This window comes from Microbacterium meiriae (assembly GCF_032364335.1).
GTDB lineage: Bacteria > Actinomycetota > Actinomycetes > Actinomycetales > Microbacteriaceae > Microbacterium > Microbacterium meiriae.
Window position 1 is genome coordinate 2,807,365 of the sequence record NZ_CP133984.1, and the last position, 13,829, is coordinate 2,821,193.

The following is a 13,829-nucleotide window of genomic DNA, read 5'->3' on the forward strand; positions in this document are numbered from 1 at the left end:
GTCCTCCCCCTCGCGCCCAGGCTAGCCCACGGCGGTCATTCTCCGCCGGGACGGGCCACGGCGAAGTCGTCCGCGATGGTGGCCGCGATCGGCGCGAGGTCGTCGATTCCGGACCCGTCGAACGTCGTGAGACGCAGCCAGTCCGCGCCCACGCGGAGATCCAGCACCGGACGGCGGAGTTCGTCGACGCCGGTGCGGGCGGCATCCGCTCCCTCGACCTCGATCTCCTCCTCGCCCTCGAGCTTGTCGAACGCCCACGCGCCACCGGGCAGCGTGGTGAGCATGATGTACCCCTGCGCGGCGTATTCGTCGTCCCCGGAGGCGTAGTAACAGATCCGCGCACCGTTGCGCTCCTGGTAGACCTCGGCCGGGATGGACCACCCGCCGAACGCGTCGACCACGTACACCTCGGCGTCGACCTGCTCCGCGAGCTCCGTCGCGGTGAGGAACCGCGTGCAGTCCACACCCTCCACCGGGCTCTCCGGCGCATCCACCTCCCGCAGCGACGCCATGGCCGCGGCGCCGAGCGCGCGCAGGACCTCCTCGAACGCCGCGGTGTCGTCCGGCCCCTTCTCCGGGTCCACGACGGTCGCCGACACGAGCACCTCGCCGTCAAGGAGCTGGAAGAAGCAGTACCCGCCGCTCTCGCAGCGGGATTCCTCACCGTAGTAGCCGCCGCGCGACTCCGCGCCCGCGACCGTTTCCTCGGCCCCGGGGAGGATCGTGACCTCCCAGTTGTGCTCCGCCGTTCCCGCCGAGCAGGCGATCCCGCCCGCCCGCTGGAACATGTGCTGCGCCGGACCGGGGTACCAGCTCGGCGACGACCACACGCCGAGCACCTCGGCCACCTCACCGCCGACATCGCCGCCGGCGGCCGACATCGCCGCCTCGACATCGGCGCAGTCCACGTCGAAAGCCGGGGTGGGCGCCTGCGCCGCCGCGTCCGTCGGGGCGGGCGTGATCGCGGCCGACGGCGTCCCGGTCGGCTTCACCTCGGGTTCGGGCGCACAGCCGGACAGCAGGAGCACGGCCACGGCGCCGAGGGCCAGGAGTGCACGAGGTCGCATGGCCTCAGCCTAGGGCTGCGGGGACCCGGCGCCGGGAGCACGCCCCGGCGCCGAGACGACTCACTCGCCGCGGGAGACGCGCACCATCTCGTCGCGCGGGACGACCTTCACACGCGCCCGCTCCTGGGGCGCGCCGAGGCCGATCTCGTGCTCGTCGAGGCGGTGCCAGCCGTCCAGATCGGTCCAGGCGACGCCGCGTTCGGCGAGCAGTGCCGGGATGGCCTCCTCGGACGGGTCCTCCGGGTGCCACCACGAGCCCTGGTCGTTGATGAGGTGACGGACGGTCTCCATGGCGTCGGACTTCGTGTGGCCGATGAGGCCGACCGGGCCGCGCTTGATCCACCCCGTGGCGTACACGCCGGGGACGCGGTCGTTGGAGTCCTTCGCGAGCACCTGGCCCTCGTGGTTCGGGATGACGCCGTGCTTCTTGTCGAAGGGGACGCCCGGCAGCGGCGAGCCGAAGTAGCCAATCGCCCGGTACAGCGCCTGGACCGGGACCTCGCGCAGCTCCCCGGTGCCGACCGCACCGCCCTGGCCGTCCGGCTGGGTGCGCTCGTACACGAGGGCCGCGACACGGCCGTTCTCGTCGGTGCGGACCTCGACCGGGCGGGCCCAGAAGTGCAGGTGCAGGCGGCGCGATGCCGTGCCGCCTGCGTTGTTGACGGAGTCGCGCGTGCGCCACGACTGCAGGATGCGGTCGATGACCATGACCTGCTTGTTGCTCGCGACCGCGTCCTTCGAGGCTTCGTCGTAGTCGAAGTCCTCGTCGTAGACGACCATGTCGACGTCGCGCAGTTCCCCCAGTTCGCGGAGCTCCAGCGGCGTGAACTTCACCTGAGCCGGCCCTCGGCGGCCGAACACGTGCACGTCCGTGACGGCGCTCGCCTTGAGGCCCTCGTACACGTTCTCGGGGACCTCGGTGACGAGGAGGTCTTCGGCGTGCTTCGCGAGCATGCGGGAGACGTCGAGGGCGACGTTGCCGTTGCCGAGGACCGCCACCGACGCGGCGTCCAGCGGCCATTCGCGCGGCACGTCGGGGTGCCCGTCGAACCAGCTCACGTAGTCGGCGGCGCCGTAGGAGCCCACCGCATCGATGCCGGGGATGTCCAGCGACGTGTCACGGATCGCTCCGGTGGCGAAGATGACCGCGTTGTAGTGCTTCTTGAGGTCGTCGAGCGTGATGTCCTCGCCGAAGCGGACGTTGCCGAAGAGACGGATGTCGCCGCGGTCGAGCACGTCGCGCAGGGCGGTGATGATGCCCTTGATGCGCGGATGGTCGGGGGCGACGCCGTACCGGACGAGTCCGTAGGGGGCGGGGAGCTGCTCGAACAGGTCGATGGACACGTCGAACTTGCGCTCGGCCTTCAGCAGGATGTCCGCGGCGTAGATGCCCGCGGGGCCTGCACCGACGATGGCCAGTCTCAGCTTGGTCATGGAGGTCCTTTCGTGTGCCGTCGCGGCAGACACCCGGGCCTTCGGCCCGCGCGATGTCAGCTGGAGCGCTCGGCGAGGGTCTCGGCGAATCGGGTGAGCGCTTCGCGCACGGTGCCGCGCGGAAGGGCGGTGAGGGCGTCGATCGCCTCCTGCGTCCAGGCGTGGGCGAGCTCGAGTGTCTTCTGGGTGACGGCGTGGTCGCGGAGCTCGTCCAGCGGTCCGTCGAGGATGGCGGGGTCGGCGCCGTCGGCGATGAGGGCCACGCCGTCGTCGATGCGGGCGGCGAGATCGGCCGCGGCGTCGTCGTCCTCCGCCTTGAGCAGGAGGTACGGCATGGTCGGGACGCCGGCGCGGAGGTCGGTCCCCGGGACCTTGCCGGTCTCCTCGGGCTTGGCCGACAGGTCGATCACGTCGTCGAGCAGCTGGAAGGCGACACCGATCTTCTCGCCGTAGGCGCGCAGCGGCTCCTCGTACTCCGCGGGGGCGTTCGAGAAGATCACGCCGCCCTGGGTGGCCGCCGCGATCAGCGAACCGGTCTTGTCGGCGAGGACCTGGATGTAGAACGCGATCGGGTCGTCGTCCGGCTGCGGGCCGAGGGTCTCGTGCATCTGCCCGAGGACCAGGCGCTCGAACGTATCGGCCTGAAGTCGGATTGCCCGCTCACCCAGGCGGGACATGAGCTGGCTGGCCCGCGAGAAGAGGATGTCGCCGGTGAGGATGGCGATGTTGTTGCCCCACACCGTCTGCGCGGCGGGAACCCCCCGTCGGCGGTCGGCGCCGTCCATGACGTCATCGTGGTAGAGCGACCCGAGGTGCGTGATCTCCAGCGCCTTCGCGACGTCGATCACCTCTCGGGTGTTCCCGTCGCCGAGCTGGGCCGCGAGCAGCGTGAGCACGGGACGGATGCGCTTGCCACCGGCCTCGTAGAGGTAGCGGCTGGCGGCGTCGGCGAGCGGGTCGGCGACGCGGACGTCGTCCGCGAGCCCCGTCTCCACCAGCTCCAGTCCGTCCTCGATGGTGCGGGCGATGCGACGCGCGGCGGGACCGACGAAGACGCGATCGCTGAAGCCGAGACGGCTCGCGAGTCGCGAACCCGGGGCGCTGGGGCTCGAAGTCACGGTCCCAGCCTACCTGCGTCGGGTGCCGCCGTTCGCGCCGTGGTCACGCGGGCTTGCGAGCCCGGTGCAGGGCCACGATGCCGAAGGTGAGGTTGCGGTACGCGACGTCGCGCCAGCCCGCCTCCCTGATCCACTCGGACAGCCGCTTCTGGTCGGGCCAGTCGCGGATCGACTCGTTCAGATAGTCGTAGGCGTCGCCGTTCGTGCCGGCGACGCGGGCCACGCGCGGGAGCACCTGCGCGTTGTAGAACCGGTAGGCCCCGCGGAAGAGCTTCCCGGGCGGCGTGGAGAACTCGTTGATGACGAGGCGGCCGCCCGGCTTGGTCACCCGGTAGAGCTCGCGCAGCGCCTTCTTCGGGTCGTTGACGTTCCGCAGCGCGTAGGACATCGTCACCGCGTCGAACTCGTCGTCCGCGAACGGCAGGGCCGTGGCGTCCGCCTGCACGAAGGAGAGGTTCCGCATCGCTCCGTGGCGGCGCTGACCCTCGGCGAGCATGCCGGGCGAGAAGTCCGCCGCGACGACCTGCGCGCCGCTGCGGGCGAGGGAGGCGGAGGAAGACGCGGTCCCCGCGCCGAGGTCGAGGATGCGCTCCCCCGGCTTCGGGGCGACGGCGCGGGTGGTCGCGGCCCGCCACAGCGCGTCGTTGCCGAACGTCATCGCCGTGTTCGTGCGGTCGTACCCGGCGGCGACCTGGTCGAACATGCCGCTGACGCGGGCGGGGTCCTTGCCGAGATCGGCGCGGTTCTTGTCGTTCGCGGTCACGCGTCCAGTCTAGGCGCGAGCTCCAGCGCTTCCAGCCGGTCCAGCCACGGATCGGCCGTGGCGTCGTCGAACGGCGCCGTGCGCTCCCTGACCCGCGTCTCGAGGTCGAGCGCCAGCTCCTCCAGATGCCGCATGACGGTGGCCGGGTACCCGTAGCGGGCGCTGTGCTCCGCCCATTCGTCCCGGTCATCGACCCAGGTGCCGCGCTCGCCCTCCACGCGGACGACGTCGAGATCCATGTCGATGCCGATCGCGAGCAGGGGATCGTCCGACCACCGGACGTCCCACCCGAGATCGATGTAGACGCGCATGCCGCGGGGGTGGCGGCGATTGACGGTGAGCGCGAAGTCGGCGCTCGGCGGGACGAGGGTGACGTTGGGCGTGGCCGCATGGAACTCCGCCCCCGGACGGGCGCTGTGCCAGCCGGCGGGCTGCCCCACCCAGTCGCCCCACCGGTCGGCGCCGAGGTACACGCACTCGTGACGCCAGTGCGGCGACCCGTCCCACTTGCGCCACTGGAAGATCATCTCGGCACCGCCTGCGGGACGCGCATCGCTCATCCGCCCACCCTACGTCCGCGGGCTCCGCCGACGCCCCGCGGAATAGGCTGGAGTCGTGCAGCACACCCCCCTGGTCGTGGAGACCCGAGAGATCGACCCGGTCGAAGACCTCCTCTCCTTCGCGGACCCCGCCCGCCCGCTCGCCTGGTTCCGCCGCGGCGACGGGATCGTGGCGGTGGGCGAGCCGCTCGCCGAGCTCCGCCCGCCGGCCAAGGAGGGACGCACCCGCGCCGAATCCCTCGCGGCGCTCTGGCAGGGGCTCTCGGCGGAGGCCGCGGTCTCCGATCCGCTGCGACTCCCCGGGACCGGGCTCGTCGCGTTCGGGGCCTTCACCTTCGACGAGGACTCGCACGCCGACAGCGTGCTCGTGATCCCGTCGCGGATCCTCGGCCGCCACGGGGACCGCTTCTGGGAGACCCGCATCCGTCGCAGCGACGACGACCGTGCGCCGGGCGCCGTCGAGCCCGCAGAGTACGGACCGCACTGGGCCGGCACCGTGGGCCCGGGAGCGCAGAGCCCCCAGGGCTACCAGGACGCCGTGCGGGGAGCGCTCGCCCGCATCGCGGACGGCGAGCTCAGCAAGGTGGTCCTCGCCCGCGACCTCCAGGGCACCATCCCCGCGGGCTCCGACCTGCGGCGACTCGTCCGGGCACTGGCCACCGGGTACCCGGACACCTGGGTCTTCGCGGTCGACGGGCTCATCGGCGCGAGCCCGGAGACCCTCGTCACCGTGCAGGACCGGACGGTGACCGCCCGCGTGCTCGCCGGCACGATCGGACGCGGAGCGGATGCCGACGCGGACACCGCCGCGTCCGCGCACCTCGCCTCCAGCACCAAGGACCTCGACGAGCACCAGTACGCCGTGCAGAGCGTGCTCGCGTCGCTCCGCCCGTACACGAGGGCGCTGGCGGCGAGCGAGCAGCCCTTCCTCCTCAAGCTGCCCAACCTCTTCCATCTCGCGACCGACGTGGAAGGCGAGATGGAGAACGGCCGCTCGGCCCTAGACCTCGTGCGCGCCCTGCACCCGACCGCGGCCGTCGCGGGCACTCCGACACCGACGGCCATCGCCGCCATCCGGGAGCTCGAGCCGTTCGACCGCGGCCGCTACGCCGGGCCGGTCGGCTGGGTCGACGCGGACGGCAACGGCGAGTGGGCCATCGCCCTGCGGTGCGCACAGTTCACGACGGCCGAGGACGCGATCACGGTCACCGCCTACGCCGGGGCCGGGATCGTCGCCGGATCGGATCCGGAGAGCGAACTCCTCGAGACGCGGGTGAAGTTCCGTCCCCTCGTCGACGCGCTGGCCTGACGTCCGCCGCGGTCAGCTCGCGGCGAGGCGCTTCTTCTCGGCCTCGACATCGAAGTCGGCGACCGGCCACTGGGGATCGATGTCCTCGAGGGCGGCGAGCAGCAGCTCCTGCACGGCCAGCCGGGCGTACCATTTCGCGTTCGCCGGCACGACGTACCAGGGAGCGGCCTCCGTCGACGTGCGGTCGAAGACGGTCTGGTACGCCTCCATGTACTGCGGCCAGAGCATCCGCTCGTCGACGTCGCCCGGGTTGTACTTCCAGTGCTTGTCCGGGCGTTCCAGACGCTCCATGAGCCGCGCCTTCTGCTCCTCCGGCGAGATGTGCAGCATGACCTTGACGATGCGGACGCCGGAGGCCGCGACGCGCTCCTCGAACGCGTTGATCGCATCGTAGCGGCGTTCGATCTCCGCGGGATCGGCCAGCTGCCGCACCCGTCCGATGAGCACGTCCTCGTAGTGCGAGCGGTCGAACACCCCGATGAACCCGGGCTCGGGGAGCCGCTTCTCGACGCGCCACAGGAAGTCGTGCCGGCGCTCCTCCTCCGTCGGCGCCTTGAACGCCGCCAGCGCCACGCCCTGCGGATCGACACCGCCGACCACGTGCCGCACGATGCCGCCCTTGCCCGCGGAGTCCATCGCCTGTAGCACGAGCAGCACCGCATCCTGCGCCGTGCCCACCCGGCTCTCGGCGAACAGCCGCTCCTGCAGGTCGTTCAGCTGCTCGAGACCCGCTTCGAGGTCGGCCGTGCCGCGGGACTTGCCGTGGTCATAGCCGGGCTTGCTCTCGGGGTCGACGTCGGCGAGGCGGAAGCCGGGCCGCACCCGCAGGTTCTGCGTCCAGGTGTGCGCGTTCATACGCACATGATGCCAGTCACCGCGGCAGCGGCACCTCGATGATCTGGCGACCGCCGCGCGGCGTCGTCAGCGCCTGGTCGAGAGCGGTGCGCGTGGTGACCCGCTGATACTCCCAGCCGTAGGCGAGCGCGAGGTGCTCCAGGCGGACACCGTGCGGGGTGTAGAACACACGATCCAGGTGCGCGGAGGGGGCGGTGCCCGCCACCTCCAGGCCGTCGAAGATCGTGCCACCCCCGTCGTTGCCCACGATGACCTGGAGGCGCGGCTCCGTCTCGTCGCTCGGGAACAGCAGCGCACCGACGTCGTGGAGGAACGCGAGGTCGCCGAGCAGCACCCGGGTCACACCCGGCGCCCCGGCGGCCTGGCTCGCGACCGCGACGCCCGTGGCGGTGGCGATCGTGCCGTCGATCCCGGCGAGTCCGCGGTTGGCGTGCACGGGGACCTTCTTGCCGCCGAGCACCTCGTCGGCGACGCGGACCAGGCGCGACGATCCGAACACGAGGCGGTCATGCGGCCAGGTGGCCCGCCACACCGCATCCACGAGGCGCTCGCGGTCGAGCGGGCGGCGCACGGCGTCGAGTTCCGCGCGCACGGCGACGCGGCGGGCGGCGACGTCGGTGGAGGAGAGCCCTTCGGTGTCGGGCGCGTTCTCACTGAGATCCACGGCCTCGGCGGCGGCGGCCCGCATCCACGCTCCGAGCCACTCCCTGTCGGTCTCCCCCGGGGCGACCGCGACGGCCGCGACGGCGCGCGTGCGGTGGTTGAGGTTCAACTCCTCGCCGCCCTTGCGGACCGCGACCACCTCCACGTCCGCGCGGGAGAGCAGGCGCGCGGCCTCGCGGCTGAGCGTCGGGTGGCCCAGCACGACCACCCGCTCGATGCGCCCGCCGACGTCGTCGCGGGACAGCAGCCGGCGGTACCCGTGGACCACCTGGCGCCCGAATCGCGCGCCGCTGACGATCTCCGCGATGAGCGGCCAGCCGCCGACGTGGGCGACCTCCTCCGCCTCAGCGCCCGCATCGGCGCCCGCCAGGACGACCGTCCGGGGACCGCGCTCCAGCGGGAACGCCTCCGGCTCCGGAAGCCGCGGCGGCTCCCCCGGTGTCAGCGTGCGTGAGGGCATCGCGCCCGACAGCGGCTCGCGGGAGGGCAGGTTCAGGTGCACGGGGCCGGCCACGCCGGGAAGCCCGGACTCGGCATCCGCCGCTCCGAGCGCGAGGGCGACCACTCGCGCGGCGAGGCCGTCCCAGTCGCCGTCCCCGGGGACGGCGGCGTCGATCTGCGCCCGCACCCAGGGGTGGAAGAGCCCCTCCTGGACGGTGGCCTGATTCGCACCGACCCCCCGCAGCTCGGGAGGCCGATCCGCGGTGAGCAGCAGCAGCGGCACTCCGGAGTGGAAGGCCTCCATCGTGGCCGGGAGGAGGTTCGCGACGGCCGTGCCGCTGGTGCACACGACCGCGACGGGGACGCGGGTCTCCCTGGCGATGCCCAGGGCGGTGAATCCGGCGACCCGCTCGTCGATCCGCACGTGCACGCGGAGCGGGCCCTCGTCGGCGAAGGCCGCCGCGGCGAGCGCAAGAGCCTGCGAACGCGACCCCGGCGAGAGGACGACGTCACGCACGCCGTGGGACACGAGGTCGGCGAACAGGGAGGCCGCGGCCTCCATCGCCGGCGACGAGGTCACGGGCGCGGATCCGCGGCGGGCGGCTCGTCGGTCTCCTCGTCGAGCCGCGCGAGCTCCTCCTCGAGGCGACGGATCCGGGCGTCCTGCTCCGCTTTGCTGATGCTGCGGAGGAACGCGGGGTCGTCGTCCGGGGCGACGGTGCGCGGCACACCCTGGTCGTTCGCCCGGCGACGGCCGATGACGAACCAGAGGATCCCGCCGATGACGGGGATGAGGACGACGATGGCGACCCAGGCGGCCTTGGGCACGCCGCGGTGCCGCGTCGCCGGCTGCACGGCGCAGTCGACGATGCTGTACACCCAGAACACGGCGGCGAGGAAGCCGCCGATGATCAGTAGTCTCGCCACCCCTCCAGTCTAGGCACGTCGGGGCCGGTCGGGCCCGGAGACGGCAAAGGCCTCGTTGCTAGACTGCGCGGGACATGCCGCCCCTCGCCCCCGTCCCGACGCCGCGAGCGCGCGCCGAGCGGATCCTGCCGAGCCGGATCATGATCGCCGTCGGCCTCGCGCTCCTCCTCGTCGTCGGTGCCTGGTCGGCCTCCCACGGGTCGGTGGATCCGCATGCGACCCTGTGCCTCGCCCCCGGCGTCTCGCAGCCCGCCGACGCCACGGCAGCCGGAGTCCCGATCGTCGATGGCCCCTCGGCCGATCTGGCTTCCGACGCGGCGGCGTGCGCAATGGCGGCCCTCTGCTGCGTCGCCCTCGTCCTGCTCCTCCGGCACCTGCGCACCCGCGGCGGCGTCCGTCTCCGCGGTCTCCTGCCCCGGGCGACCGCACGCCTCCGCGCCGGCCCTCGCCCGCTCCTCCCCGCGGTCTCGCTCGTCCAGCTCTCCATCTCCCGCACCTGATCCGACGCCGGCCCCGGCCGCGTCTGCGGCACCCCTCGTCGTATCCCCCGTGTTTGGAGACCCCATGAAGACCCCCGTCAAGGCGACCCTGATCGCCGTCGCCGTCGCCGTCGTGCTGCTCGTCGCCGGCATCGTCTACGCCCTCAGCCAGCAGCCCGCGAAGCCCGATCCCGAAGCCGGCGAGAAGCTGCCCACCGTCCGCACCGACTCCCACGTCCTCGATGAGGGCGGCCCCGACGCCGTCACGGTCGTCGAGTTCCTCGACTTCGAGTGCGAGGCCTGCGGCGCGTTCTACCCGGTCGTGGAGGAGCTGCGGGCGACCTACGACGGCGACATCCGGTACGTCACCCGGTACTTCCCGCTGCCAGGGCACGTGAACTCGACGCAGGCCGCGCTGGCCGCCGAGGCCGCCGCACAGCAGGACCGCTACGAGGAGATGTTCCACCGTCTGTTCGAGACGCAGGCCCAGTGGGGCGAGCAGTCGACGGAGACGCCGGAGGTGTTCCGCGCGTTCGCCGAGGAGCTCGGGCTCGATATGGCCGCGTATGATGCCGCGGTCGCGGACCCCGCCACCCTCGCCCGCGTGCAGCAGGACAAGCGCGACGGTGAGCGGCTGGGGGTGAGCAGCACCCCGACCTTCTTCGTCGACGGCGAGAAGGTCGAACTCGTCGAGTGGAACGACCTGGAGGAGGCGATCGCGGCGGCCGTCGCCGAGTGACCCCGTCGGTGGGGTCGCCGTGCGGCGGCCCCACCTCTACGCTGAGCGCATGACCTCGGAGCGCCCCTCGTCGGCCCGTCTCCTGTTCGGGGCCCTGCGGACCACGCCGGCGACGCTGACGATGATCGGCCTGGTCCTGCTCACGGGCGTGATCTGGCAGGGGCTGTGGCGGCCGTTCGAGGACTCGGCGCTCTTCCCCGCCGTCGCCTACGGGCTGCCGAGCCTGGCCGAGGGCAAGTGGTGGACGCCGGTCACGGGGACGTTCTTCGTCAACGAACCCTGGGTGTACCTCTTCACCATCGCCGGGTTCTGGGGCATGGGCTACCTGGAGCACCGCCGCGGCACCCGGGTCGCCCTCGCCTACTTCACGGTCGGGCAGCTCTTCGCGATCTTCGCGACGGCTCTGTTCCTCCTCCTCGTATCGCAGCTTCCGTGGGCGTGGGCGCAGACTCAGGCGCAGGCCCTCGACGTCGGCGCATCCGGCGGGACCATGGCCTGCATCGCCGCCGCCGTCGGCCTGTTCCGTCCGCCCTGGCGGGTGCGCGCGTGGCTGGTGCTCCTCGGATTCGTGTTCGTCGCGATGATGTTCTGGGGAGAGCTGGCCGACCTCGAGCACCTGTTCGCGGTCCTGCTGATCCTCTTCGTGGACCGGAGTCTCCGCGTGCGGCGCACCACGGTCCGGGAGCAGCGACTGATCGCCGTGATGGCGGTGCTCACGCTCGTGGCCATCGAGATCATCACGGTCCTCGTGCCGACCGACGGCCCGTTCGGTCCCACCGATCCCGCTTCGGGCGGTTTCATCGACACGGCGATCGACGTCGCGGTGATCCTCTTCATCGCGAACGGCCTGCGGCGCGGTCGCCGCTGGGCGTGGGTCGTCGCCGTCATCCTCGGCCCGCTCAACGTGCTCGCCGCCACGCTCGTGCTGGTCCTCATCATCCTCACGAGCGAGGCACAGCTCGAGACGGTGATCGACGCGGAGACCGAACTCACGCTCGCCACCGGGATCCTCTGGGCGCTGGTGCTCACCTATCTGATCGCGGTACGCCGGGCTTTCCGTGCGCGCCGCTCGACCGCGCTCGGCCGGCAGCCTGCCCCGACCGGAGACGAACTCCGGCGCGAACTGCGGGCGCACGGCGGCGGCACCCTGTCCTGGATGACGACCTGGGAGGGCAACGGCTATGCCCGCGTGGACGGCGGGATCGTCGCGTACCAGCGCCGCAACGGCGTCGCCCTGGCCCTCGCCGATCCGATCGGGCCGGCGGAGTCCCGTGTGACGGCGGTGCGCGACTTCATCCGCACGGCCGAGGACGGCGGACTCGTGCCGTGCTTCTTCAGCGCGGACGAGGCGACGAGGGCCGCGGTCCCGGAGACCTGGCGCAGCCTCGTGGTGGCGGACGACACGATCGTCGACCTTCCCGGCCTCACCTTCACCGGCAAACGCTGGCAGCCGGTGCGCACATCGCTCAACCGGGCCGGGCGGGAGCAGATGACCTTCCGGCTCACCCACCTGGCGGCGGAGACCTGGGGCCTCCGTCAGCAGCTCCGTGGGATCTCCGAGGCGTGGGTCGGCGACAAGGACCTTCCGGAGATGCGGTTCACCCTGGGAACCCTGGAGGAGGCGGAGGACCCCGAGGTGCGGCTCGCCCTCGCGATCGCTCCGAACGGCGACGTCGACGGGTTCCTCTCGTGGTTGCCCGTGTACGGGGAGGGCGGGGTGGTCCGCGGCTGGACCCTCGATCTCATGCGGCGCCGCGAGGGCGGTTTCGGACCGGTGATGGAGTATCTGATCGGCGCCTCCGCACAGCAGTTCTCGGAGGAGGGAGCCGAGTTCATGTCACTCTCCGGCGCTCCCCTCGCGCACGACTACCCGCCGGACGCCGGTGTGATCGCCGCGTTGAGCGACCGGCTCGCCGATGCGCTCGAGCCCGTGTACGGCTTCCGCTCGCTGCACCGCTTCAAGGAGAAGTTCCACCCCCGCTACGAGACCATGTACCTCCTCTTCCGCGACGAGAGCGACCTCACCCGCATCGGCGGAGCGCTCACCCGGGCCTTCCTCCCCGACGCCACGCTGCGGCAGTTCGCCGGGGCCGGGCTGGAGCTCGTCCGCGGCGAGCACTGATCCTCGCGCCCGGGCCCGCGCGTCGCCGGACTCAGGCCCGCGCCTCGGCCACCTCCCCGGCGACGCCATCCCGAGTCTCCGCGGCCGGACGCTTCGCCGTGTTCGCGATGTGCGCCCGCGCGACGACGAGCGCGGCGACGACCATGATCCCGACGCCGAGCCCGTACGGCGCGGCATGGCTGACAGCGGTGTAGAGGGCGGCCGCGATCAACGGGGCGACGGTGCTCATCGCGGCGTTGAGGGACTGGGTGGCACCTCCGAGCCAGCCCTGTTCGTCGTCGCCCACGGCGTTGGACATCGCGCCGTCCATCGCGGCCTGGGCAGCGCCCTGACCGGCGGCGAGCATCAGCGCACCGACGATGAAGAGCCACGGCTGAGCGAGCAGCGAGGCCACGACTGCGAGCCCGGCGAGACCGATCGCCTGCGCGACGATGGCGCTGACGATCACGCCGCGCTCCCCCATCCGCGGGAGAAGGAAGTCCAGCAGCACCCCCTGGATGAGGATGTCGATGATGCCGACCCCCGCCGTGAGCAGGCCGATCTGCGTCGGCCCCCACTGGATGGCGTCGAGGGCGAGGACGCTGAAGTTGTTCACGAAGAACCCGAACGGTAGCGCGAGCAGCGCGAACGCGATCATCAGCCCGCGGAGCTCGGGGCGGCCGAAGGCGGTGCGGAACACGCCGAACGGCTGGACGTCGCGGAGGGCGATCCTGGCGATCCGGTTCTCCGGTCGCAGGCTCTCCGGCAGCAGGAAGATGCTGAGGATCGCGATCGTGAGGCCGACCGCCGCAGTGAGGAAGACGGGCAGACGGAGATCGATCGCGGCGAGCAGACCGCCGATGGCGGGACCGATCATGGTGCCGATGCCGGTCAGTGCGCCGAGGAGGCCGAAGCGCTGCGCGCGCTTCTCGGGCGGCGTGATGTCGGCCAGGTAGGCGAACAGGGCAGGGAGGTCTCCGGCCGTCAGCCCCTGGATGACACGGGCGAGCACGAGCACCCAGATCGCCCCGCCCACGCCGAACAGCGCCATCGAGAAGGCTGCGCCGAACGCCGCGACGATGATGACGGGTCGTCGTCCGAACCGGTCGGAGAGCCGCCCGAGGAGCGGTGCGGCGAGGAAGGCGCACAGCCCGTTGACCGCTTCCAGCACCCCGACCCAGAGGGCGAGGTCGTGTTCGTGCGCGACGTACTGCAGCACGACGAACGGCAGCACGGGCAGGACGACGGTCATGCCGATGACCGTGAGCATCGTCAGGACGACGAGCATGACCCACGCGCGGCCGGCGTCGCAAACGGGAAAACGAGGTGAAGTCATACCGAAAGTGTAGTGATACCAGTTTTGGTGTCAATAC

13 protein-coding genes are annotated in these 13,829 nt (G+C 72.0%); 4 read left to right on the top strand and 9 right to left on the bottom strand.

The genetic code is table 11. The annotated features are described in order from the left end of the window. Window positions 1-35: 35 nt before the first annotated feature. From RI211_RS13685 to RI211_RS13705, 5 genes are read right to left on the bottom strand one after another with little or no spacing between them, the layout of a single operon-like run. On the bottom strand, window positions 36-1,067 hold the full coding sequence (locus RI211_RS13685) for a hypothetical protein (RefSeq protein ID WP_315638419.1): 1,032 nt from the start codon (window positions 1,065-1,067) through the stop codon (window positions 36-38). 60 nt (window positions 1,068-1,127) lie between these two features. Continuing rightward, complete coding sequence (locus RI211_RS13690; protein ID WP_187662287.1) at window positions 1,128-2,501, bottom strand: FAD-dependent oxidoreductase; 1,374 nt, start codon at window positions 2,499-2,501, stop codon at window positions 1,128-1,130. A 56-nt stretch (window positions 2,502-2,557) separates the two neighbouring features. After that, on the bottom strand, window positions 2,558-3,619 hold the full coding sequence (locus RI211_RS13695; RefSeq protein WP_187662288.1) for a polyprenyl synthetase family protein: 1,062 nt from the start codon (window positions 3,617-3,619) through the stop codon (window positions 2,558-2,560). 43 nt (window positions 3,620-3,662) lie between these two features. Next, entirely contained in the window at window positions 3,663-4,382 is a 720-nt protein-coding gene (locus tag RI211_RS13700; RefSeq protein WP_259955222.1) for a class I SAM-dependent methyltransferase, read from the bottom strand. After that, window positions 4,379-4,942, bottom strand: coding sequence for a DUF402 domain-containing protein (locus RI211_RS13705; RefSeq protein ID WP_259955221.1), 564 nt, complete (start codon window positions 4,940-4,942; stop codon window positions 4,379-4,381). The genes RI211_RS13700 and RI211_RS13705 overlap by 4 nt, the downstream gene beginning before the upstream one ends. 55 nt (window positions 4,943-4,997) lie before the next feature. On the opposite strand from RI211_RS13705, the gene RI211_RS13710 reads away from it, so the two are divergent. Continuing rightward, window positions 4,998-6,251: an isochorismate synthase gene (locus RI211_RS13710; protein ID WP_259955220.1), complete on the top strand. Its 1,254-nt coding sequence runs from the start codon at window positions 4,998-5,000 to the stop codon at window positions 6,249-6,251. A gap of 12 nt (window positions 6,252-6,263) precedes the next feature. On the opposite strand, the gene RI211_RS13715 is transcribed toward RI211_RS13710, so the two are convergent. Genes RI211_RS13715 through RI211_RS13725 form a run of 3 tightly spaced genes read right to left on the bottom strand, consistent with a single transcriptional unit; the run spans window position 6,264 to window position 9,137 of the window. After that, window positions 6,264-7,106 (bottom strand): polyphosphate kinase 2 family protein, encoded by an 843-nt coding sequence (locus RI211_RS13715; protein WP_315638418.1) that lies wholly within the window; start codon window positions 7,104-7,106, stop codon window positions 6,264-6,266. Window positions 7,107-7,122: 16 nt separating this feature from the next. After that, window positions 7,123-8,772 carry a 2-succinyl-5-enolpyruvyl-6-hydroxy-3-cyclohexene-1-carboxylic-acid synthase gene (gene menD, locus RI211_RS13720; protein WP_315638432.1) on the bottom strand — a complete coding sequence of 550 codons (1,650 nt, stop codon included), beginning with the start codon at window positions 8,770-8,772 and terminating at the stop codon, window positions 7,123-7,125. Window positions 8,773-8,786: 14 nt separating this feature from the next. Next, complete coding sequence (locus tag RI211_RS13725; RefSeq protein WP_101848410.1) at window positions 8,787-9,137, bottom strand: PLD nuclease N-terminal domain-containing protein; 351 nt, start codon at window positions 9,135-9,137, stop codon at window positions 8,787-8,789. Window positions 9,138-9,211: 74 nt separating this feature from the next. Between RI211_RS13725 and RI211_RS13730 the strand changes: the two genes are divergently transcribed. From RI211_RS13730 to RI211_RS13740, 3 genes are all read left to right on the top strand, one after another. Further along, a complete protein-coding gene (locus tag RI211_RS13730) occupies window positions 9,212-9,637 on the top strand; it encodes a hypothetical protein (RefSeq protein WP_187662293.1) in 426 nt (141 codons plus the stop codon). A 64-nt stretch (window positions 9,638-9,701) separates the two neighbouring features. Then, window positions 9,702-10,355 carry a DsbA family protein gene (locus RI211_RS13735; RefSeq protein ID WP_315638417.1) on the top strand — a complete coding sequence of 218 codons (654 nt, stop codon included), beginning with the start codon at window positions 9,702-9,704 and terminating at the stop codon, window positions 10,353-10,355. Window positions 10,356-10,404: 49 nt separating this feature from the next. Continuing rightward, window positions 10,405-12,477 (top strand): MprF family protein, encoded by a 2,073-nt coding sequence (locus RI211_RS13740; protein WP_315638416.1) that lies wholly within the window; start codon window positions 10,405-10,407, stop codon window positions 12,475-12,477. 31 nt (window positions 12,478-12,508) lie between these two features. Here RI211_RS13740 and RI211_RS13745 read toward each other — a convergent pair whose 3' ends face one another. Beyond that, complete coding sequence (locus tag RI211_RS13745; RefSeq protein ID WP_315638415.1) at window positions 12,509-13,792, bottom strand: MFS transporter; 1,284 nt, start codon at window positions 13,790-13,792, stop codon at window positions 12,509-12,511. Window positions 13,793-13,829: the final 37 nt, after the last annotated feature.

Bases quoted from the DNA above. Each gene is read 5' to 3' on its own strand.
- menD (WP_315638432.1), bottom strand. From the start codon at position 8,772: ATGGAGGCCGCGGCCTCCCTGTTCGCCGACCTCGTGTCCCACGGCGTG.
- RI211_RS13715 (WP_315638418.1), bottom strand. From the start codon at position 7,106: ATGAACGCGCACACCTGGACGCAGAACCTGCGGGTGCGGCCCGGCTTC.
- RI211_RS13685 (WP_315638419.1), bottom strand. From the start codon at position 1,067: ATGCGACCTCGTGCACTCCTGGCCCTCGGCGCCGTGGCCGTGCTCCTG.
- RI211_RS13740 (WP_315638416.1), top strand. From the start codon at position 10,405: ATGACCTCGGAGCGCCCCTCGTCGGCCCGTCTCCTGTTCGGGGCCCTG.
- RI211_RS13735 (WP_315638417.1), top strand. From the start codon at position 9,702: ATGAAGACCCCCGTCAAGGCGACCCTGATCGCCGTCGCCGTCGCCGTC.
- RI211_RS13690 (WP_187662287.1), bottom strand. From the start codon at position 2,501: ATGACCAAGCTGAGACTGGCCATCGTCGGTGCAGGCCCCGCGGGCATC.
- RI211_RS13705 (WP_259955221.1), bottom strand. From the start codon at position 4,942: ATGAGCGATGCGCGTCCCGCAGGCGGTGCCGAGATGATCTTCCAGTGG.
- RI211_RS13745 (WP_315638415.1), bottom strand. From the start codon at position 13,792: ATGACTTCACCTCGTTTTCCCGTTTGCGACGCCGGCCGCGCGTGGGTC.
- RI211_RS13730 (WP_187662293.1), top strand. From the start codon at position 9,212: ATGCCGCCCCTCGCCCCCGTCCCGACGCCGCGAGCGCGCGCCGAGCGG.